This window comes from Planctomycetota bacterium (assembly GCA_033763975.1).
GTDB lineage: Bacteria > Planctomycetota > Phycisphaerae > Phycisphaerales > UBA1924 > RI-211.
The window spans coordinates 48,465-68,625 of the sequence record JANRJM010000006.1 but is presented as its reverse complement, the minus strand read 5'-3'; the positions used below and the strand labels follow the sequence as shown (position 1 = coordinate 68,625).

Genomic DNA, 20,161 nt, shown 5'->3' with positions numbered 1-20,161 from the left:
GGGTGCGCCCGGGCGGGCGCTCAGCGCATCAGGTCGCGCAGGCGCTTCTCCTCACGCTCGAAGAACTCGTCGAGCTCTTCCTGCGTGAAGACGTTGAACGTGAGGAGGCCCATGTTCGGGTTGCGCCGGGTGGCCTCGCGGATCTTGTTCAGCATGTCGCGCGCCTGGTTGACGAAGCGCCCGCGCGTCTCGCGGGGTTCGCTCGCGGCGGCCTGCACGTGCATCTGGTAGCGCGTCCAGTACTCGCCCGTGCGCGTCTCGTCTTCCTTCACCTTGCGGCGCCAGTTGATGTTCCACTTCTCGGCGCGGGAGATCGGCCAGGTGTACCCCTTCTCCTGCGTCCCGACCCACTCCAGTTCCTTGTACCCCATCAGGGTCTGCAGTTCCTGGATCGTCGAGGCGGTCCCGCGCGAGAACTTGACCTCGGCCGCGGTGTTCGCGTTGAACGTCAGGATCTCGTTGTCGCGGTTCACGAGGATGTTGCCGGAGGTGGAGTCGGCGTAGAACTTCACCTCGCCGTTGGCGTCGATCGTCGCCGAGAGCGGGACCTGGATCTGCATCGAACGCATGATGAGCGGGTTGTACCCGCCACGCGCCGAGATGCGCTCCATCATGTACAGAACTTCCTCGAGGCCACGCCCCTTCACCGCGGACAACTGCCCCGACCAGCCCGTGCACGCCCCGTAGTTGCCCTGCGGGGTGAAGTAGATCTCCTCGATGCAGTGGCTGGTCATGGCGGCGGCGGAGATGGCCGAGTCGATCCACGCGACCGTGCGGAAGCGCTTCTTGTACTCGTCCTGGATGACGTCGCTCAGGCGCTGGATCTCGAGCAGCAGCCCGCCGCCGCTCGTGATGCGGAAGACGACCACGCCCGTCCCGTCGGTGCCGAGTTCGTCCTCGAGCATCGGGATCAGTTCCTTGAGCGCGAAGGCCTGGATGTCGATGCCGATGGTGTCGCCCTCGCGCGAATCACGCGAGCCGAGCGTGATGATCGCGGCCCGGGGCGCGCCCGAGCGGGGGGCGGCCTTGGGGGCGTCGTCCTTGGCCGCGACGGGCGCCGCGGGCGCGGGGCCCGACGCCGCGTCTCGCGCGATCGTCGCGACCTCGTCGGGCGTGAACATCTTCTCCTGCTCGATGCCGCCGACGCTGGTGCGGATCCAGACGAACCCCTCGACCTCGCGGACGATGGTGCCCTCGACGGTCCGCCCGTCCTTGAGCGTGATGCGGTCGGCGGCGAAGGCGCCCGTCGCGGAGACGAGCAGCGCCGCCGCCGCCAGGAGCGTGAGCAGCAGGGACCGGGTCATGTGCAGCACGTTCTTCATGTCGAACTCTCCCTCGGGATGGTCGGATCAGGGTGCGTGGGTGGGGGGGTGGTCGGGGGGATCAGCGCCGGTCCTTCTGCTGCTCGATGTTGATCTGCTCGAGGCGGAGGTTGATCTGGGCCTCGTCCGGGATGCCGTTCTGGGCCAGCCAGCGCGGGCTGAGCCCCTCGCCCCACTGGCGGAGGAGGCGCTTCATTTCCTCGAGGATGCGCTTCTGCTGGCCACGGGCTCTGGTACGGTTCTGGTAGTTATTCGGTTCGTCGATGCGGACCTCGCCGAACTCCTCGAGCAGGTCGCGCAGTCGCCGCTTGGTGCGGTCGAGCCCGTCGGACCATTCCTTCATGATCTGCTTGGAACGTCCGGGAACGTCGGCGTAGGTGCGGTCGATGCCCATGGCGACGAGCAGGTCGTCGCGGGTGTCGACCGTGTCTTTGGAGACGCCCAGGATCTTGGCGACGCGGGCGGTCAGGGTGAGCACGTCGTTGCCGGTGCCCGAGACGCGCTCGCGCAGGCCGTCGACGTTCGCGTCCTTGCCGTCGTCGGTCAGGAGTTCTTCGCCGGGGTTGGAGGGGTAGCCCTCGAAGAGCTCGGGCTTGCCGTTCACGAAGCGGACGGAGAGCACGTACTCGTAACGGGCCATGGCGCGGACGAGGCGGTGGTCGTACCCGCCGGCGATCGCCCAGCCCTCGGCGTGCCCGAGTCGGAGCGAACGCTGCTTCTCGCGGACCACGTCGTCGCCGACGCCCTCGAACATGAACGTCAGGTTGCCCAGCCCGCCCAGGCGTCCCTCGCTGTGGAAGTAGAGTTCGGGGCTGATGAGCGGGAGCAGGGCGGCCCCGGCCATCGCCTGGCGGACCCAGAAGACCACGCGGGGCTGCTTGTCCCACTTGCGCCGGATCTGCTCGGTGAAGATCGGGACGATGCTCTCGGCCCGGAAGATCTCGTCGAAGTTCGCCGCGTCGTTGGGCAGGGGCTCCAGCGGGTTCTGCTCGAAGTCCGCGTTCAGGTGCAGCACGATGACGTCGGCGTTGTTGCGCTGCGCGTCGTCGATGGCCTTGCTGATCGGGGTCTGCGAGATGTCCTCGCCGAAAACGCCCTCGAGGTCGACCCAGTACAGGTTCTGGCGCGGGCCGCCCGTCCCCGGGGGCACGGACGCGTCGAACGCGGGCACGTTGGGCGCCGCGGGCTCGCCGTTCGCCGGCGCGTCCGAGGGCGTCGCCGTCGCGGGGATGCCCCGCTGGATGTGCAGGATCTCGGCCTTCTGGTAGTCGGTCTCGAACGGGATCCCGTTGATCGACGACCGGAACCGCAGCGTGGTCGTCGTCTCCGAGATGATCTCGCCCTCGAGCACCTTGTTGGTGGCTCGCAGGATGATCCGCGCGAAGCGGTTGGGGTCTTCGTCCTTCTTCGCCGGGGGGGTTGCCCGGCCCGGCTGGGCCATGGCCGGGGCCGCCATGCCGACCAGAACGCCGAGCACGCCGGCCGTCCACACGCTACGCCATGTCTTTCGGAGTTGAGTCATCGCAAACCCCTGCTTTTCGGCGCCCGTGTCGAGGAGCCGATTGGAACCATCCTGACGTCGCCGGGCGGACGGCCCGCGCGGCAACGCCCGCGTGAAATCTCGAACGTCTAGATTAGACCGCAACACGCACCATCGGGCAAGACCCGCCCGACCCCTATGAGACGCCTGATCCGCCCAACAGTTCCCGCGCGAGGTCGCGCGCCTGGGCCGCGGTCGCCACCCGCCCTTCCAACTGGGCGTCGTAGACGCTGTCCAGGACCCCGCGGAAGGCCGGGCCCGGGCGGGCGCCCAGGGCGATCAGGTCGTCGCCGCCCAGCAGGGGCGGGGGGGCGATGCCACTGGCGGCCAGGGCGGCGAGATCCGCCCGGCGGGCGGCCCCGAGCGATGGGGACTCGACCGCGAGGAGCGTGAGCGCCCCGCCGAACGCCGCCGACGCCGCCGCACGCTTGCGCGGCGCCACACCCATGGCGTCCCAGTCGGTGCGGAGCACCGCGAGGAGGCGCAGGGTGTCGGCGACTTCGTCGCGTTCGTCGTTGCTCAGGCACAGGGCGCGGCGCCAGTCGCGGACGAGGTCGGCGCTGGGGACCCGCGACGGGTCCGCGTGGCGGTCGAGCGCCCACGCCGCCAGGCACAGCCCGACCGACGCATCCGGTGGGAGTGCCGCGAGGCGCGGGAGCGCGCCGGGTGTCGGGGCGGCCAGGGCCGTGCCGGGGGCTTGCGGCGGCGCCTCCAGCACGCTCGGCTCCAGCGCGAGTTCCTGCAAGAGCGCCACGCCCCGGGCGCGGGTGGGGTGCAGCAGGATCCGCCGGACCTCGTCGCCGATGCGTTCGCGGCTGACGCCGGCGAGTTGCGAGGCGTGTGCGCGGATCGCCGCTGCCGTGGCGGGCTCGATGTCGAACCCCAGCCGGGCCGCCAGGCGCGCACCCCGCAACGCCCGCAGGTGGTCTTCGTCGAGGCGTGCGTGCGGGTCTCCGACGGCCCGGAGCACGCGGGCGTCGAGGTCGCGCATGCCCCCGACGTAGTCGATCACCGCCCCGCCGTAACGGGGCGCGCGGATGCCCGCCATCGGCACGCCGAAGGGGTCGAGGAACAGCGCGTTGACGGTGTAGTCGCGGCGTTGGGCGTCGTCCTCGGGCGTGGAGAAGCGCACGGCGTCTGGGCGGCGACGGTCGGAGTACGAGTCGTCGGTGCGGAAGGTCGCGACTTCGACGACCTCGCCGAACAGCCGGACGATCACCACGCCGAACGACTTGCCGACCTCGCCCGAGCGGGGGAACAAGGCCGAAACGCGGTCGGGCGTGGCGTCGGTCGCGACGTCGTAGTCGCTGGGCGCGAGATCGAGCAGCTCATCGCGGACGCACCCGCCGGCGAAGTACGCGAGGTGCCCGGCGTCGCGGAGCGTCCGGACGATCGACGTGGCGGCGACGCGCGCGTGCGGGGGTTGGTCGGGATGCGCGGGGTTCACCGGGGAAAGTGGCAACGGGGAAAGTGGCAGAGTGGTTGAGTGGAAAAGTGGCAGAGTGGCAACGGGGTAAGTGGTGGAGTGGCAGAGTGGAAAAGTGGCAGCGGGGAAAGTGGCAGAGTGGTTGAGTGGAAAAGTGGCGGAGTGGCAGTCGATGGAAGTTAGGTTCTGGGCTGGCGTGCCTGGTCGAGGAACTCCACGCCGCGGCGGAGGTGGGGGATCACGATCGACCCGCCGACGATGAGCGCGACGTCGAAGGCCTCCCACAGTTCCTCGTCGGTGACGCCGACCTTCACGCACTGGTCGACGTGGTACGCGATGCAGTCGTCGCAGCGGAGGACCGTGGAGGCGACGAGGCCGAGCAGTTCCTTGGTCTTCACATCGAGTGCGCCCGCGGCGTAGGTCTGGTGATCGAGCGAGAAAAACCGCTTCGTCACGAGCGTGCCGCCGGGCGCGACCGAGCCGTCGGGGCGCGATGCACCCGCCGCGGCGCGGGCGGCGTCGTCGCCCGTGATGCGGGCGTTCATCTTCGTGCGGTACGCCTGAAAGGCGTCGTAGCGGGACGTGCCGGGAGCGGGCTGCTGGCTCATGCGCACAGGGTAGCGGCGGGGCACGCGGGCCCGGGCGCGGTACGCTCCGCCGGGAGGTGCGGCATGGCGAGCGTCTGCGGGCGACTTGGACACGCGTGCGCAATGGTGTTCGCGGGTGTTGGCCTTGCGTTGGGCGTGATCGGCGCCGGCTGCTCCGGCGTGCCTCGCGGGGGTTCGCCGGCGAGCCCGGGCATGCTCGGCCTAGCACGGGCTACCGCGCAGCCGGCCGCGCAGCCGGGGGCGGCCGCGGCGCCCGCGGACTTGTCGGACGAGGGCGTGCGGGCCGCGCTTGAGAAGGGCGCGGACCTGCTCGTCGCGATGCGCGAGCGCGAGGGCGAGTGGCCCTACGAGGGCGTGTACCGCGTGCGGGGCGAGATCCCGATCGGCTATCGCGTGGGCGGCACGGCGATCGTGGCGCAGGCGCTGGCGCTCGCGCCGGGGTATCAGGCCTCGGCGGCGCGGCAGGACGCGGTGGCGCGGGCGCTGGCGTTCATGTGCGCGGCGAGGTCGGAGGCTCTGATGAGCCCGGACGAGTACGCGGGCGGGTACGACGTGCGCGCGTGGGGGTACATCGAGGCGATCGCGTGCCTGGCGACGCTGCGGCAGCGGGAGTTGATCCCGGCGGCGCACGCCGGCGCGTGCGATGAATCGCTCGCGTGGTACGTGCGGGCGCTCGTGGCGATGGAGATCCCGCAGGCGGGCGGGTGGAACTACGCGCGCGGGCCACGCGAGGAAGCGTCGGCGCCGTCGCCCTTCATGACGGCCCGTGCGCTGCAGGCGCTCTTCGCGGCGCGGGCGGCGGGGCAGGAGATCGACGCGGGCGTGGTCGATCGTGCGCTGCGCGTGCTGGAAAAGGCCCGGGGCGGCACGGGCTCGGTGGTCTACAGCGGCGACGCCGATCGGCGCGCCCGCCGGGCCGACGCGACGCCCGGCGCGGTCGGACGCATGACGAGCGCCGAGTGCACGCTGCTGCTGGCGGGGCGCGGGCGGGTGCGCGACGTGCGCGGCGCGGTGGACGCGTTCCTGACGCACTGGTTGTGGCTGGAAGACCGGCGGGCCAAGCCCGGCACGCACCAGGGCCCGTACGCCGTGGCGCCGTACTACTTCATGTTCGCGCACTTCTACGCGGCGCAGTGCGTCGAGCGATTGCCCGCGGAGGAGCGCGTGGAGTATCGCCGGCGCGTGCGCGAGCGGCTGTTCGCGGTGCGCGACGAGGACGGTGCGTGGAACGACCGGGTGTTCGAACGCAGCCGCGCGTACGGGACGGCGATGGCGATGCTGGCGCTCATGCAGCCCGACCTGGAGCCCGCGGCGTGGCCGGCCGAGGCGCCCGCGCCGGCGGAACAGCCGGGGGCGGACGACGCAAAGCCGGCGTCGGCGCCCGAACCGTCGCCCCCGCAGGACCGATAGCATCTGACGAGCATGGCATCGCCCGACCCCCGCCGCGCCGCCGATGAACGTCCGCCCCCCGAGGCGGACCCGTCGATGTATCTGCACCCGCAGACGCTGGCGCGACTGTCGTCGTTCGAGCTGCGGGCGAAGCTGATCGTGGAAGGAATCTCGAGCGGGCAGCACCGCTCGCCCTACCGCGGGCTCTCGGTGGAGTTCGCGCAACACCGGCCCTATGTGCCCGGCGATGACCTGCGCCACCTGGATTGGAAGGTCTTCGGGCGGACGGACAAGCTGTATCTCAAGCAGCACCAGCAGGAGACGAACCTCGACCTGATGCTGCTGGTCGACGCGTCGGGGTCGATGTTCTACGGCAGCCGCAGCTTCGCGGACGCGTCGGGCACGGGGAAGGCGGCGAGCGTCGACGGGCGTGCGACGTGGAGCAAGTTCGACCACGCGACGGCCCTTGCGGCGGCGATCGCGTACGTGACGCTCGGGCAGGGCGACCGGGTGGGGCTGATGGTCTTCGCCGACGAGATCCGGGCGATCGTGCGCCGGTCGAGCAGCCAGAGCACGTGGCGCCAGATCGTGGGCGCGCTGAACCAGCACCCGGTGGACCCGGCGGAACGCGCCCGCCCCACGAGCCTCTCGCGCGTGATCGACCAGGTGCGCGGCAAGGTGACGAACCGCTCGATCGTGGTGATCGCCAGCGACCTGTTCATGGATCCGGCCGACCTGCAGACGGCCCTGGCGCGCCTGCGCCACGCCGGGCACGACGTGATCGTCTTCCAGGTGCTCGACAAGGCGGAAGAGGAGTTCGCGTTCACCGATAGCGCGCCGTTCGTGGGGCTCGAGGGCGAGGCGGCGGTGCGGATCGACCCGCGCGGGCTCCGCAAGGCGTACCTGGAGGTGTTCCGCAAGCACCAGGCGGAGGTCTCGCGCATCGTCCGGGGCATGAACTTCGACTGGGAGACCATCAGCACGCACGACTGGCTGGGACCGCCCCTGGCGGCGTTCATCGCGCGGCGCAACGCCATGCTCAAGCGGAGCTCGGCGTGAACTTCCTCAACCCCGCGTTGGCGGCGGCGGCGCTCGCCTGCATCGCGATCCCCATCCTCATCCACATCCTCATGCGCCGGCGGCGCCGCCCCGTGCCGTGGGGCGCGATGCGATTCCTGCTGGAGGCCTACCGGCGTCAGCGCCGGCGCACCAACCTGGAGCAACTGCTGCTGCTCGCGACGCGCTGCCTGCTGGTGGCGGCGCTGGCGCTCGCGGTCGGCAAGCCGGTGCTCGGGGCGTTGGCGGGGCGTGCCGCGGGCGGCGCGCGCACCGTGGTGTTCGTGATCGACGACGGGCTCGCGTCGCTCGCGGCGGACGGCACGGGGGAAACGGACCTGGCCCGGTCGAAGCGCCGCGCCCTGGAGATCATCGACACGCTCGACGCCTCGCGGGGCGATCGCGTGGGCGTGGTGACGGCCGGCGGCCCGGCCGACGCGCCGGTGATGCCCCCGACGCCCGAGTTCGCCGCGGCCCGCGAGGTCATCGCGGCGCTGCCCGGCACGCACGCCCGCTCGGATCTGGCGGGCGCCCTCGCGTTGGCGGCGGGCGACGCCGGCGCGGCGGGCCAGGCCGCCACGAGCGGGGATCGCGTGGAGGTCGTCGTGCTCTCGGCGTTCCGCGCGGGGTCGGTGTCGCTGGAAACCTCTCCGCCGCGCCTGCCGGCGACGGGCGTGGCGCTGCGGGCCACCGAGCCCGCGACGGCGGTGGTCGACGACGTGGCGGTCGTGGGCGTCGAGCCCCTGCGCCGGGTGCTGCTGGGGGCGGGCGCGGCGGCGCCGACGTCGACCCCGGTGCGCGTGCTGCTGCGGCGGTCGGGCCCGGGCGCGGGAGCCGCACAGACCACCCGCGTGGTGGTGGGCGTGGAAGGGCCGGGCGCCGACGGCGCGAGCGACGGGCGCGCCCGCGTGGTGCACACGTGGAGCCCCGGGCAGTCGGAGGCGAGCGTGTCGGCGTCTGTCGAACTGCCGCGCGGCGCGGCGTCGCAGGGGCGGATCGTCCTGCGCGCCGATGTCGACCGCGACGCCATCGCGCCCGACGACACGTTCCGTCGCGTCGTGCCCGTGCGCGACCGTCTGGAAGTGGCGCTTGTCGCCCCGGGCGCGGGGCGCGTCGGGGCCGCGGTGAACGAGTACGGCTCGGGCGACTGGCTGGCGCTCGCGCTCGCGCCCGAGACCGACCTGGGCGTGCGCCGGCGCCAGGCGGGTGAGATCCGCCTGAGCGTGTTCGATCCTGCGCGGCCCGCGCTCCCGGCGAACACGGGGCTGGCGCTGCACGAGGTCGACGCGGTGCTGCTCCCGCGCCCGGACCTGCTCGACGACGCCGGCTGGGCCGAGGTCGCGCGTGCGTGGTCGAACGGCGCGCCGGTGATCGTGAGCGCCCCCGAGGGCGTGCAGACGCACCTGTGGGGCGACGCGCTGATCGCCCGCTTCGGGCTGGATTGGACGCTGCCCCGCGAGTCGCGCGAGATGCCCGACGCCCTGGGCGTGGTGCACACGCGCGCGGACCAGGGCGGGATCCTGTCGCTGCTCAATGCCGAGATGCCCGAACTGCTGCGGGGCGTCGCGGTGCGCCGGGTGCTCGGCCCGCAAGGACCGGCCGGGTCGTTCGAGACGCTGCTCGCCCTGTCCGACGGCACGGCGTTGCTCGTGAGCACCAGCCCGCCCGGCGGGCGCGCGCCGATCGTGTACCTCGGCACGGCGGTGCACCTGGAATGGACCGACCTGCCGACCCGCCCGCTCATGGTCCCGCTGGTGCAGGAACTCGTCCGCCAGAGCGTGGGGCGCGCGGGCGGGTCCGTGCAGTCGGTCGCGGGCCTGGCGCCCGGCCTGCCGCAGGGTGCGGCGGAACTGGTGCGCGTCGGCGCGGACGCGCCCGGGCCGGCGCTCGCGCGCGTGGGCCCCTCCGGCGCGATCGACCCGGCCCTGCGCTACGCCGGGCTGTACAGCGTGCGTGGCGGCGGGGGCGCCACGGTCGGCATGCTCGCGGTGAACCCCGACCCGGCCGGGGCGGGCGTCGACGTCTCGGGGCGTGAGGGCGTCGAGCGCTGGCTCACGCAGACGGGTGTTGCGTTCGAGTGGCTGCGCGACGACGCCCCGGGCGAGGCGGGCGAGCCCCGCAACGGACGCACCCCCGACGACACGCCCCCGATCAGCCCGTACCTGCTGGGCGCCGCGATCGCGCTCGCGCTCGTCGAGACCGTGTTCGCCCGGTTCTTCAGCCATGCACGCGTGGACGACGCGCCCGGGGGTGCGGCGTGAGCACGTGGATCGATCGGCTGCTCGGGCTCGAACGACTCTCGTCGGCCGACGCGGGCGTGGAGTTCTCGCTGGTGACGCCCGTGCCCGCGTGGGGATGGCTGCTCATCACCCTGGCGGCGTTCGCGTACGCCGCGTGGTCGTACGGGCGGCTCGTGGGCCCGCGGGGCGTGCGCATGGCGCTCGCGGGGCTGCGGGGCGTGCTGATCGTGCTTCTGGTGCTGCTGTTCTGTCGCCCCCAACTCGTGCGGGCGCGCGAGCGCGTCGAGCGCGACTGGGTCGTGGTGATGCTGGACCGCTCGGCGTCGATGACCGTGGCGGATGTCGAGCGCGCCGGGCGGCGCGTGGCGCGCGAGGCGCAGATGCGCGAGTCGCTCGACGCCGCCCGCCCCGTGCTGGAGCGCATCGCCGAGCGCCGGGGCGTGCTGTACCTGGGGTTCGACGCCGGGGCGTACGACCTGGCGGGCGCGCCGGGCGAGATTCCCGAGCCCGCCGGCACGCGCACGCTGCTGGGGCAGTCGCTCGAGCAGGCGCTGCGCCGTGTGGCGTCGCGACCCGTGGCCGGGGTGGTGCTGGTGTCGGACGGGCGCTCGGCCGACGCGGTGTCGCGCGGCACGCTGCGCCAGCTCGAGGCGCGCGGGACGCCGGTGTTCGTGCTGCCCTTGGGGAGCGCGCAGGACCTGGCCGACCTGGCCGTCGCCGGCGTCGAAGCGCCGGGGGCCGCGTTCGCGGGTGATTTCGTGCCCGTGCGCGTGCGGATCGACCGTCGGGGGGGCGAGGGGGCGCCCGTGCGGGGCGTGGTCGAACTGATCGACGCGGACACCAATCTCACGCTCGACGAGCGGTCGTTCGATTCCTCGGACCCGTCGCTGGAAGTCACGGTGACGACGCGCCCGACGCGTGCCGGCCCGCTGCGGGCGCTCGTGCGCCTGCGGGCGCAGACCCCGGACCTGACGCAGGACAACAACAGCGCGGTCGTGCAGGTGCAGGTGGTGGAGCAGCCCATCCGCGTCGCGTACTTCGACGGCTACCCGCGCTGGGAATACCGCTACGTCAAGAACCTGCTGGTGCGCGAGGCGTCGATCCGGTCCTCGGCGCTGCTGCTGGCCTCCGACCGGCGGTACATCCAGGAAGGGACCGACCCGCTGCCGGCCGTCCCGCGCACGAAGGACGAGTGGAACACGATCGACGTCGTGGTGATCGGCGACATCCGCCCGGCGCTCTTCAGCGAGGACCAACTGCGACAGATCCGGGCGCTGGTGGCGGAGCGCGGCGCCGGGCTGCTGTGGATCGGCGGGCCGTCGGCCACGCCCGACGCCTGGCGCGGGACGCCGCTCGCCGACCTGCTGCCCGTGACGCTCTCGACCAACCCCGAGGAGGGCGTGCAGTCCTGGCCCGGGCCGGTGGTGCTGCGCCCTGCGCCGGGCGCGGAGCGCTACGGCGTGCTGCGCCTGAGCGACGCTCGCGACCGCGCCTGGCCGGCCGAACTGAGCGACCCCGACCTGGGCTGGACCCGACTCTACTACGCCCAGCGATTCGCGCCGCAGAACCTGAAGCCCACGGCCGAAGTGCTCGCGACCGCGCACGCCGCCTCGGACCCGAGCGGCACCGGCACGCCGATCATCATGACGATGCGGTACGGCGCGGGGCGGATCGCCTACGTCGGCACCGACGAGACCTGGCGGTACCGCTACGCCCGCGGCGAAACGCTGTCCGAGCGGATCTGGATCCCGCTCGTGCGTCTGCTGGCGCGCGAGAGCCTCGGGCGCAGCGGGCGCCCGGCGATCCTCGCCGCATCGCCCGAGCGCGTAGGGCGGGGCGACGTCGTGCGGGTGTCGATCCGGCTGCTCGACCAGGCGCTGATCGAACGCCGCCCGCCGTCGGTCACGGTGCGCATCACGCCCGAGCGCGAGGGCGAACGCCCGTTCGAGATCGTGCTGCGTCCGGAAGGCGGCGGCGACGACGACCTGCCCGGCGTCTTCGGCGCCACGTGGGTGCCTCCCGACGCGGGGGTGTACACGCTCCAGCCCGCCGACGCGATGTTCGCGGGGCTCGACATCACGGCCAAGGTCGACGTCGTGAACCCCGACGACGAACTCCGCCACCCGCAGGCCGACCACGCGCTGCTCGCGGCGTTGGCCGAGCAGTCCGGGGGGGTCGTGCTCGACCCGGCCCGGCCCGAGGCGCTCGAGACGCTGCTTCCCAACCGCGAGGTGCGCGTGCAGGGCGTGCCGGACATCGAGACGCTGTGGGACAAGCCGTTCGTGTGGGTTCTGTTCATGGTGCTCGTCGCGGCGGAATGGATGACCCGCCGCCTGATCAAGCTCTCATAACCCATGGCGCGGGCGGGCGCGGCGGGGCTCCCCGAGGAGTCACGGGCGCGTCACGTCCGCACCCGCCGGGCGTTCGCCGCGTACATTGGTAATGGGACGTGCCCGACCGCCCGCGTGCGCGCACAGGGTTGTGCCGGCGTGCGGTTTCGGACGATTGTTCAGGGAAGCGCCGGGCGCGCTCGTGGAGGGATGAAGCGCATGGACGCCGCGGACTCCCACGAGCATCGGTCGGCCGGGGCGGTGACGCGCCTGACGTCGCTCCTCTCAGGGTTGCGACGGGCCGCGCGGGCCCAACTGGTGCTGCAGCGGGCGGGGCAGATCGTGGCGGCCCTCTTCGGCGCCGCACTGGTGGTCGGCCTGATCGACTACGCGTTCCGTCTGCCGATGGCGCTGCGTCTGCTCGTCTGGGCCGCCGGCCTGGGTGTCGCCGCGTGGTGGGCGTGGCGCCGAGTGGTGCCGGCGCTGCTGTTCAACCCCTCGCTCACGGAGATGGCTTTGCGCGTGGAGCGCAGCGACGCCGGGCGCCGGGCGGGCTTGGCTGGTGTGCTCGCCTCGGGGCTGGAGCTCGGACGAAGGCCGCGCGGGGGCGGGCTCACCGACGCGCTCGCGACCGAGGCGCTCGCGCGCGCGGTCGAGGGGCTGGGGCGGCTTCCCCGCGCGGGCGCGTTCCTCAACCCGCGCCAACTGCGTCGCGCGATGGCTTCCCTCGCGATCGTGGGCGTGCCGATTGTCGCGACCAGCCTCCTCGCGCCCGAGTTCGCGCGCATCGGCTGGGCGCGCGTCGCCACCCCGTGGTCGGGCGCCGCCTGGCCCAAGCGCACGATGGTCGTCAACGCGACGCCGATCGCGGCCCACCCGCTCGGCACGCCCATCCCGCTGCGGGCCCTGCTCACCCGCACGCCCGCACGCGTCGGCGCGACCGATGTCGGCGTCGAGTATCGCGTGGTGGCCGACGGGAACGAAGGGCCGTGGCGCCGCGCGCTGCTGACGTCGCAGGAACGGCGCGCGTCGTTCGACCCCGGCGCCGGCGCGCCCCTGGTCGAGGGCGAGTTGTTCGAGCGCCTCCTGGATACCGGCGGCATGGGCGCGAGCGACGCGGCGACGCCCGCCGAGCTCGAGTTCGCCTTCGAAACGGCCGACGACCGCTCGGCCGTCGGGCGCGTCACGCTCGTCACCCCGCCCGCGATCACGGGTGCGCGCGCGGACATCACCCCGCCGGCGTACGTGGGCGACGTGCTGGCGGACGCGCCGCACGCCGGGGGCACGCACGACCTGGGCACGGGGCGCGACGATCGCGCGGTGTTGGGTCCGGTGCTCGCCGGCTCGCGGGTCACGATCGTGCTGAATCTGAACAAGCCCGTCCCCGGCCCGGGGGGCGAAGACCTGCGCGCGTGGGCGTCGCGCGCCGTCCCGGGGCTCGAGCACACGTCCGACCTGCAGGGAACCTTCGACGGCGCCACGTGGACGCTCTCGTTCGACGCGAAGGAGAGCATGCGTGTGCCCGTGACGCTGGTGGATTCGTACGGCATCGGCGCCACGGACGAAGCGGTGTTCCGCGTGGACGTGCTCGAAGATCGCCCCGCGATGGCCGCCGTCGTCGAGCCCGTGTCCGACGAGCCCGTGCTGCCCGACGCGGCCGTGCCCGCGGCGGGCGAAGGGCGCGACGACGTGGCCCTCGCGTGGGTGCGCCTGCTGTACCAGACGGCCCGCCCGCCCGCGGGCTCGGAGGGCGCCCCGCCCGAGGCGCAGGGAGAGCCGATCGAGCTGGCGTCGGTTCGCCCCGCGCAGGGCCCGGCGACGACGCGCGAGCGGGCGAACTCCACGCTCGACCTCTCGCCCCTGGGCCTCGCGCCGGGCGACGAGGTGTGGATCGAGACCGAGGCGCAGGACGCGCTGGGCGCGTCGGGCGCGCGCGAGCCAAGCCGCTCCGCACGACGGCGGCTGCGCGTCATCGGCGAGAGCGAGTTCATCGAGCAGATCCGCGCGGAACTCTCGGGCGTGCGCGAGTCGGCCAAGCGCCTCGCGGGCGACCAGGAGCGTCTGCGCGGACGCCTCGACGGGGCGAAGACCGACCCCGAGACCGCCGCCGACCAGGTGGGCGCGCAGGGAGCGCTGGGCGAACGCCTGACGCCCATCGGCGACGTGCTGCGCCGGCTGACGGCCCGGGTCGAACGCAACCGGCTGGAAGACGAGTCGCTCAGCGGCATGCTGCGCGATGCGCAGGCGTTTGTGGACAGCGCGGGCGAGAAGTCCGACCGGGCCACGGCGGCGCTGGACGAACTGAGCCGCCCGGGGCGGGCGGAGCGCGAGCGGGCCGACGCCGCGGCGCGGGGCGAGGCGGCGCAGCGGGGCGTGGAGGAGGAACTGGCGGCGCTGGCGAACCTGCTGGACCGGGGGCAGGATTCATGGGCGGTGCGTCGGCAGTTGGAGCGTCTGCTGACCGAGCAGCAGCAGATCCGCTCGCAGACGCGTGCGGCGGGCGACGCCGTGCGCGGGCGGGCGGCGGAGGAACTGTCGCGCGCGGAGCGCGAGGACCTGGAGCGCCTGGCGCGTCGCCAGCGCGAGGCCGGGCAGCGGGCCGACGCGATCGTCGAGGCGCTCTTGCAGCGCGCGCAGGCGATGGAGGCGGGGGACGCGGCGCAGGCGCAGGCGATGCAGGCCGCCGCACAGCGGGCGCAGCAGGAGCAGCTCGCGGACTCGCAGCGCCGGGCGGCGGACGAGATCGAGCAGAACCAGAGCGGGGCGGCCGACGAGCTGCAGGCGCAGGCCGAGCGCGCCATCCAGCGCGTTCTGGACGAACTCGACCGGGGCGAGGCGCGGCGCGACGAGCAGTTGCGCCGGGCGCTGGCCGAGCTCACCGAGTCCATCACGCGGCTCATCGAGGCGCAGGAGCGGGAGATCGCCCGCCTGGGCGCGGTCATCGCGGGCGGGGCGCCCGCCGAGCCGGCGCTGGACGCCGCCATGGCGACCCTCAACCAGAACACGCTCGCGGTGCAGGCGAGCGCCCGCGAGGCGGCCCGGGGCGCGACCGAACTCATCGACCTGCTCGGGGCCGCGGCGGACGCGCAGGGGGCGGCGGTGGCGGCCCTGCGCCTGCCCGACCTCGCCGAGGCCGACGGCGCGGAGCGGCTCAGCCTCAGCCGCCTGCGCGAGGCCCTCGCCCGCGCGGAGCAGATGCAGGAAGAAGCCGACGAACGCAGCGCCGACCGGCGCCGGGCGGAGCTGCGCCAGGCGTACGCCGAGGCGGCCGAGACGCAGGCGGCGTTGCTCACGCGCAGCGAGCCCTTCGCGGGGCGCGAGCTGTCGCGGCGCGATCGCAGCGAGGTGCGGGGCGTGGGGAACGAGCAGGCCGAGCTGCGCGAGCGGCTGGCGCAGTTGCGTTCGAGCACCGAGGAGCTCGCCGAGGCCAAGGTCTTCGAGTTCGCGCACCAGCGCCTCGACGGGGCGATGGCCAGAGCGGCCGAGCGCCTGCGCGCGGGCGCGGTCGCCGCCGCTACCGTCCGCGATCAGCAGGGCGCCCTGCGCGTGCTGCAGGGGCTGGTGCGGGCCCTGACGAACGACCAGAAGGACGACGAGTTCCGCAACGAAGAGGGCGGCGGGGGCGGCGACGGCGCGGGCGGTCAGGGCGGCGAGCAGCCCCTGATCCCGCCGCTGGCCGAGCTCAAGCTGCTGCGTGCCATGCAGGGCGAGGCCGCGGAACTGACGAGAGCGCTCGACGACGCGCCGGACGCCTCGCCCGAGGAGGTCGAGTCGCTGGTATCGCTGCAGGCGGAGCTGGCGCGCCGCGCGCTGGTGATGCTGGAGGCGTTGGAGAAGAACGCGGAGGGGCCGTCGATCGTGCCGGCGCCGGACGCGGTCCCCCAGGAGCCCGACGCGCCCGGCGGGGCGAAGCCTCCCGCGCCGGCCCCCGCGCCCGAGGAGGACACGCCGTGAACGTGCGAACATTGCTGCTGGTGGCGTGGGGCGTCGCGTGTAGCGTGGCGTGTAGCGCGGCGTGGGCACAGTCCACCCAGCCGCCGATCGAGAAGCCCGCTGAGAACGCCGGCGAGCAGCCCGCCGAGAAGCCCGGAACGCCGCCGGCGTCGCCGGGCGTGCCGCCCTTGCCGACGCTGGATGAACTGCTGGGCCTGCCCCCGGCGCGCGAGCCCGCGCCCGACGCGCCGAAGGCGGAGGACGCGACGCGCACCGAACTCGACCGGCAACTGACAGCGGGCGATGTGGCCGACGACTTCAACCAGGCGGTGCAGTTGATGTCGGACGCGGCGCGCCGGCTGGAGACGGCGCGCGACAAGGGCCCGCAGACGCAGCGCGTGCAGGACGAGGCGATCAAGCGGTTGGACAAGCTGATCGACGAGGCGCAGCGCCAGGCGAGCCGCAGCAAGAGCAAGTCGAAAAGTCGCCAGCAGCAGCCCCAGCCGGGCGAGGGCGACCAGCCGCAGCGTCAGAGCACGCAGGCGGACGCGTCGTCGCCGAGCGCGGAGGGGGGCGAGCCGAGCGTGCCCCGCCAGGACGGCGCGGGAAACCCGCCGCGGGCGTCGGGGGGCGCGTCGTGGGGCAACCTGCCCGAGCACGTGCGTCAGGCGCTGACGCAGGGGCAGTCGGACAAGTTCAGCGCGCTGTACCAGCGCATGACCGAGGAGTACTACAAGCGTCTGGCCGAAGAGGCCGGGAGGCGCCGATGAGCGGGGGCGTCGTGATCGCGGCGGCGTGCCTGCACGCGTGGGCGTCGACGCCCGCGCCGGTGCCGGCGTTCGCCGGGGCCGACACGGTCGAGTCGGCGGAGCTGATCCCGGGGGCGGCGATGGCCCCGGCGGAGATGTCGCAGCCCGAGCCAGGCCGCTCGGCGGAGAACAACCCGCTCGAGAACGAGATCACGCCCGAGCTGGACGCCGCCGTGGCGCGGGGGCTGGCGGCGTTGGCGCGCACGCAGAACGCGGACGGCTCGTTCGGCCCGGCGCAGTACGGGCGGACGGTCGCCGTCACGTCGCTCGCGTGCCTGGCCTTCATGGCCGACGGCAACCTGCCCGGGCGCGGGGCGTACGGCGAGCAGGTGGCGCGCGGGCTCGAGTACGTCCTGCGCAACTCCAGCGAGAACGGGCTGCTCGCCACGCCCACCGCGACCAGCCCCATGTACGGGCACGGGTTCGCGGCGTTGTTCCTGGGCGAGGTCTACGGCATGACCGCCGGCGGGGGCGAGACCGCCGAGTCCGACCGCGTGCACGCGGCCCTCGTGCGCGCCGTGCGCCTCATCCAGAGCACGCAGAACGAAGAGGGCGGCTGGCGCTACAACCCCGTCCCGTTCGACGCCGACGTCAGCGTCACGATCTGCCAGATCATGGCGCTCCGCTCGGCGCGCAACGCCGGGCTCGACGTTCCCAAGGAAACCGTCGACCGCGCGGTCGAGTACGTCCGCGCCTGCCAGAACCCCGACGGCGGGTTCCGGTACCAGATGATGGCCGGCCCGAGCGCCTGGCCCCGGTCGGCCGCGGGGATCGCCTCCCTCCAGTACGCGGGCATCTACGAGGACCGCGCGATCGACTCGGGGATGAACTACCTGTTCACCACGGCGATGCCCGGACGCCCGGATCAGCAGGCGATTCACTACTTCTACGGGCACTACTACGCGGTGCAGGCGACCTTTCTCGCTGGGGGCGCACGGTGGGCGGCGTGGTGGCCGGCGATCCGTCGCGAACTCATCCGGGCGCAGCGCCCCGACGGGCTGTGGGCCGATACCAGCGCGGGCGAAGATTACGGGACGGCGATGGCGCTCATCATCCTGCAAATGCCCAAGCGGTACCTGCCGATCTTCCAGAAGTGACACGACCCCGGTCCGGCGGAGGACGCGAAGCGATGCGTGCAGCAACGACGGGCGGATTCGTGCTTGGCCTGGCGATGGCCGCGGTCGGCGCGATGGCCGCGGTCGGGAGGTTGGCCGATGCGCAGCCCCAGGGCGGTGCCGACGTCCCCCGGCTCGTGCTCGATCGGGCGCTGCGCGAAACGCGCGGGCGGGTCGTCTCGCTGACCCCCGACGCCCTCACCCTGCGCGACGACGCGGGCCGCGTGCGCACCATCCCGCGCGCGGACGTGCTGGCGCTGCTGCCCGAGCGGGCGGCGGGGCCGACCGGCGCGGTCTCCGCGTCCTTCGAGCCCCGCATGCGCCTGGCCGACGGGCAGACCCTGCCCGGCACCATCTCGGCCGGCGGCGCGCCCGAGGGCGAATCGCTCCGGTGGGAATCGACGCTGCTGGGCTCGGTGCGCGTCACGCTCGAGGACGTCGCGGTGCTCGAACTGGGCGAACTGCCCGGGGGTGCGCCGGTGCGCGCGGGCACGGCCGATGTCGTGCGCCTGCGCAACGGCGACTCCGTCGAGGGGTTCGTCGCGGCCGTCGGGTCGGTGGTGCGCGTGGAGCGCGACGCCGGCGCCGTGGACGTCCCGCTCGAACGCGTGGCGATGATCGCCTTCGCCAACCCGGAGGCTTCGCCCGCGGGCGTCGCCCTCTGGCTGCACAACGGGTCGGTCGTGTCGGCGGGCTCCGTCTCGATCGCCGACGGCATGCTGGACTTCGAGGCGACGCTCACCAGCGGCGACGTCCGGGTGTCCGTGCCCGACGTGCGTGCGGCGCTCTTTGACCCCGGCGCGGTCCGAGGCCTGAGCGGGCTGGCGTGGACGGCGCAGGGCGTGGGCGCTCGGCGCTGGACCCCGCCCCCGGTCATCGGTGATACCGCGCGGGCGCCGCTGTTCGCCGCCGACGTCGAACTGCCCGGCCCGATGCAGGTCACGTTCGAACTGCCGGCGGGCGCGACGATGCTCGCGTGCGAGGCCGAACTGCCGGCGTCGTCGCGGGTGTGGGGCGATTGCGAACTGATCATGGACGTGGGCGGGCGCGAGGTCTCGCGCACGCGTCTGCACGCGGAGCGGCCAAAGGCCGACCTGCGCGTGGAGTTCGGCGGGGCGGTGCCCGCCGGGTCGCGCCTGCGTGTGACGGTGGCGCCCGGCAACCGGGGCGCGGTGCAGGACCGCGTGATCCTCCGACGCCCGCTGGTGCTGCTGGGGGGCGGGCGCTAGCGCACCTTGAGCGAGGCGAGCCCGACGACGACGAGCAGGACCGAGACGATCCAGAGTCGCGCGACGACCTGCTGCTCGGGCCACCCGCCCAGGTGCAGGTGATGGTGGAAGGGCGCGACGCGGAAGATGCGTTTGCCGCCGGTCGCCTTGAAGTACCCGACCTGGAGCGCGACCGAGCCGATCTCGAGGAGGAACACGCCGCTCATCAGGAGCACGACGAACTCCTGGCGCGTGACGATCGCGAGGTAGCCGATGATCCCGCCCAGGGCGAGGGCGCCGGTGTCGCCCATGAAGACCTGCGCGGGCGAGCAGTTCCACCAGAGGAAGCCGAAGCACGCCCCGGCGGTGGCGCCGGCGAGCACCGCGAGTTCGCCCGCGCCGGGGACGTACGGGACGAGCAGGTACTGGGCCATGGCCTGGTCGCCGGCGATCATCGCGAGCACGAAGACGCCGATGCAGACGATCCCGCTGATCCCGCCGGCGAGCCCGTCCATGCCGTCGGTGATGTTCACGGCGTTGCTCATGCCCGACACCATGAGCGTCCCGATGATGATGAACGCGGGCGCGCCGAGGAACAGCAGCGTGGAACTCAGTTGCCCGGGCCCGTCGTAGGTCTTCTGGAAGGGCAGGTTGAGCGCGTGGCGCACGTCGCCCTCGCCCGAGCCCTGGCGGAAGACGAAGTACCCCACGAGCAGCCCCACGCCGATCTGGAAGATGAGTTTCTCCCAGGCGTACAACCCCTGGCGCGAGCCCGAGCCCCGCTGGCGCGCGGTGAGCTTCAGGTAGTCGTCGAACCCGCCGAGCACCGCGAGCCACACCACGACGATCACGCCGAGCAGGACGTAGAACTGCGAGATGTCGGCGAGCAGCACGGTGCTCGTGAGGATCGAGCCGACGATGAGCACGCCGCCCATGGTGGGGGTGTTGGCCTTGGACGACGTGTGCGCGCGCAGGGCGTCGGCGTCGGTGGCGCCGCTGTCGCCGATCTTGAGGCGCACGAGCATTCGGATCGTGCGCTTGCCGAAGATGAGGACGAGCGCGAACGACAGGCCCGAGGCCAGCAACGCGCGGAACTGGAGCTGCTCGAGCACGCGGACGAAGCCGTACAGCCCCGCGTCGCGCAACGCATCGCCCAGCCACTCCACCAGCAGGAGGTAGATCATG

General features: G+C 73.4%; 13 protein-coding genes. 8 read left to right on the top strand and 5 right to left on the bottom strand.

Annotated elements, in window-relative coordinates; all coding sequences use genetic code 11:
* Window positions 1–20: 20 nt before the first annotated feature.
* The 4 genes from SFY69_03670 to SFY69_03655 form a co-directional block, all read right to left on the bottom strand.
* Window positions 21–1,322 carry a hypothetical protein gene (locus SFY69_03670; protein MDX2131135.1) on the bottom strand — a complete coding sequence of 434 codons (1,302 nt, stop codon included), beginning with the start codon at window positions 1,320–1,322 and terminating at the stop codon, window positions 21–23.
* Window positions 1,323–1,383: 61 nt separating this feature from the next.
* A complete protein-coding gene (locus SFY69_03665) occupies window positions 1,384–2,799 on the bottom strand; it encodes a hypothetical protein (protein ID MDX2131134.1) in 1,416 nt (471 codons plus the stop codon).
* A gap of 199 nt (window positions 2,800–2,998) precedes the next feature.
* The gene (locus SFY69_03660) at window positions 2,999–4,309 is read right to left on the bottom strand and encodes a CCA tRNA nucleotidyltransferase (GenBank protein MDX2131133.1); all 1,311 of its coding nucleotides are present in this window, start codon (window positions 4,307–4,309) and stop codon (window positions 2,999–3,001) included.
* A 158-nt stretch (window positions 4,310–4,467) separates the two neighbouring features.
* Window positions 4,468–4,896, bottom strand: coding sequence for a carboxymuconolactone decarboxylase family protein (locus tag SFY69_03655; GenBank protein ID MDX2131132.1), 429 nt, complete (start codon window positions 4,894–4,896; stop codon window positions 4,468–4,470).
* A gap of 192 nt (window positions 4,897–5,088) precedes the next feature.
* Between SFY69_03655 and SFY69_03650 the strand changes: the two genes are divergently transcribed.
* The 8 genes from SFY69_03650 (at window position 5,089) to SFY69_03615 (ending at window position 18,997) form a co-directional block, all read left to right on the top strand.
* Entirely contained in the window at window positions 5,089–6,306 is a 1,218-nt protein-coding gene (locus SFY69_03650; protein ID MDX2131131.1) for a hypothetical protein, read from the top strand.
* 12 nt (window positions 6,307–6,318) lie between these two features.
* On the top strand, window positions 6,319–7,344 hold the full coding sequence (locus tag SFY69_03645) for a DUF58 domain-containing protein (GenBank protein ID MDX2131130.1): 1,026 nt from the start codon (window positions 6,319–6,321) through the stop codon (window positions 7,342–7,344).
* Window positions 7,341–9,602 carry a BatA domain-containing protein gene (locus SFY69_03640; GenBank protein ID MDX2131129.1) on the top strand — a complete coding sequence of 754 codons (2,262 nt, stop codon included), beginning with the start codon at window positions 7,341–7,343 and terminating at the stop codon, window positions 9,600–9,602. Before SFY69_03645 ends, SFY69_03640 begins: the two co-directional genes overlap by 4 nt.
* Entirely contained in the window at window positions 9,599–11,932 is a 2,334-nt protein-coding gene (locus tag SFY69_03635; protein MDX2131128.1) for a hypothetical protein, read from the top strand. The genes SFY69_03640 and SFY69_03635 overlap by 4 nt, the downstream gene beginning before the upstream one ends.
* Before the next feature lie 198 nt (window positions 11,933–12,130).
* A complete protein-coding gene (locus SFY69_03630) occupies window positions 12,131–15,865 on the top strand; it encodes a hypothetical protein (protein ID MDX2131127.1) in 3,735 nt (1,244 codons plus the stop codon).
* On the top strand, window positions 15,862–16,614 hold the full coding sequence (locus SFY69_03625) for a hypothetical protein (protein ID MDX2131126.1): 753 nt from the start codon (window positions 15,862–15,864) through the stop codon (window positions 16,612–16,614). Before SFY69_03630 ends, SFY69_03625 begins: the two co-directional genes overlap by 4 nt.
* Window positions 16,611–17,750, top strand: a complete 1,140-nt coding sequence (locus SFY69_03620; protein MDX2131125.1) for a prenyltransferase/squalene oxidase repeat-containing protein — start codon at window positions 16,611–16,613, stop codon at window positions 17,748–17,750. The genes SFY69_03625 and SFY69_03620 overlap by 4 nt, the downstream gene beginning before the upstream one ends.
* Window positions 17,751–17,782: 32 nt before the next feature.
* Window positions 17,783–18,997 (top strand): hypothetical protein, encoded by a 1,215-nt coding sequence (locus SFY69_03615; protein ID MDX2131124.1) that lies wholly within the window; start codon window positions 17,783–17,785, stop codon window positions 18,995–18,997.
* Here the strand turns inward: SFY69_03615 and mraY are convergent.
* Window positions 18,994–20,160, bottom strand: coding sequence for a phospho-N-acetylmuramoyl-pentapeptide-transferase (mraY, locus tag SFY69_03610; GenBank protein MDX2131123.1), 1,167 nt, complete (start codon window positions 20,158–20,160; stop codon window positions 18,994–18,996). The two genes, SFY69_03615 and mraY, sit on opposite strands and share 4 nt — an antisense overlap.
* Window position 20,161 lies beyond the last annotated feature (1 nt).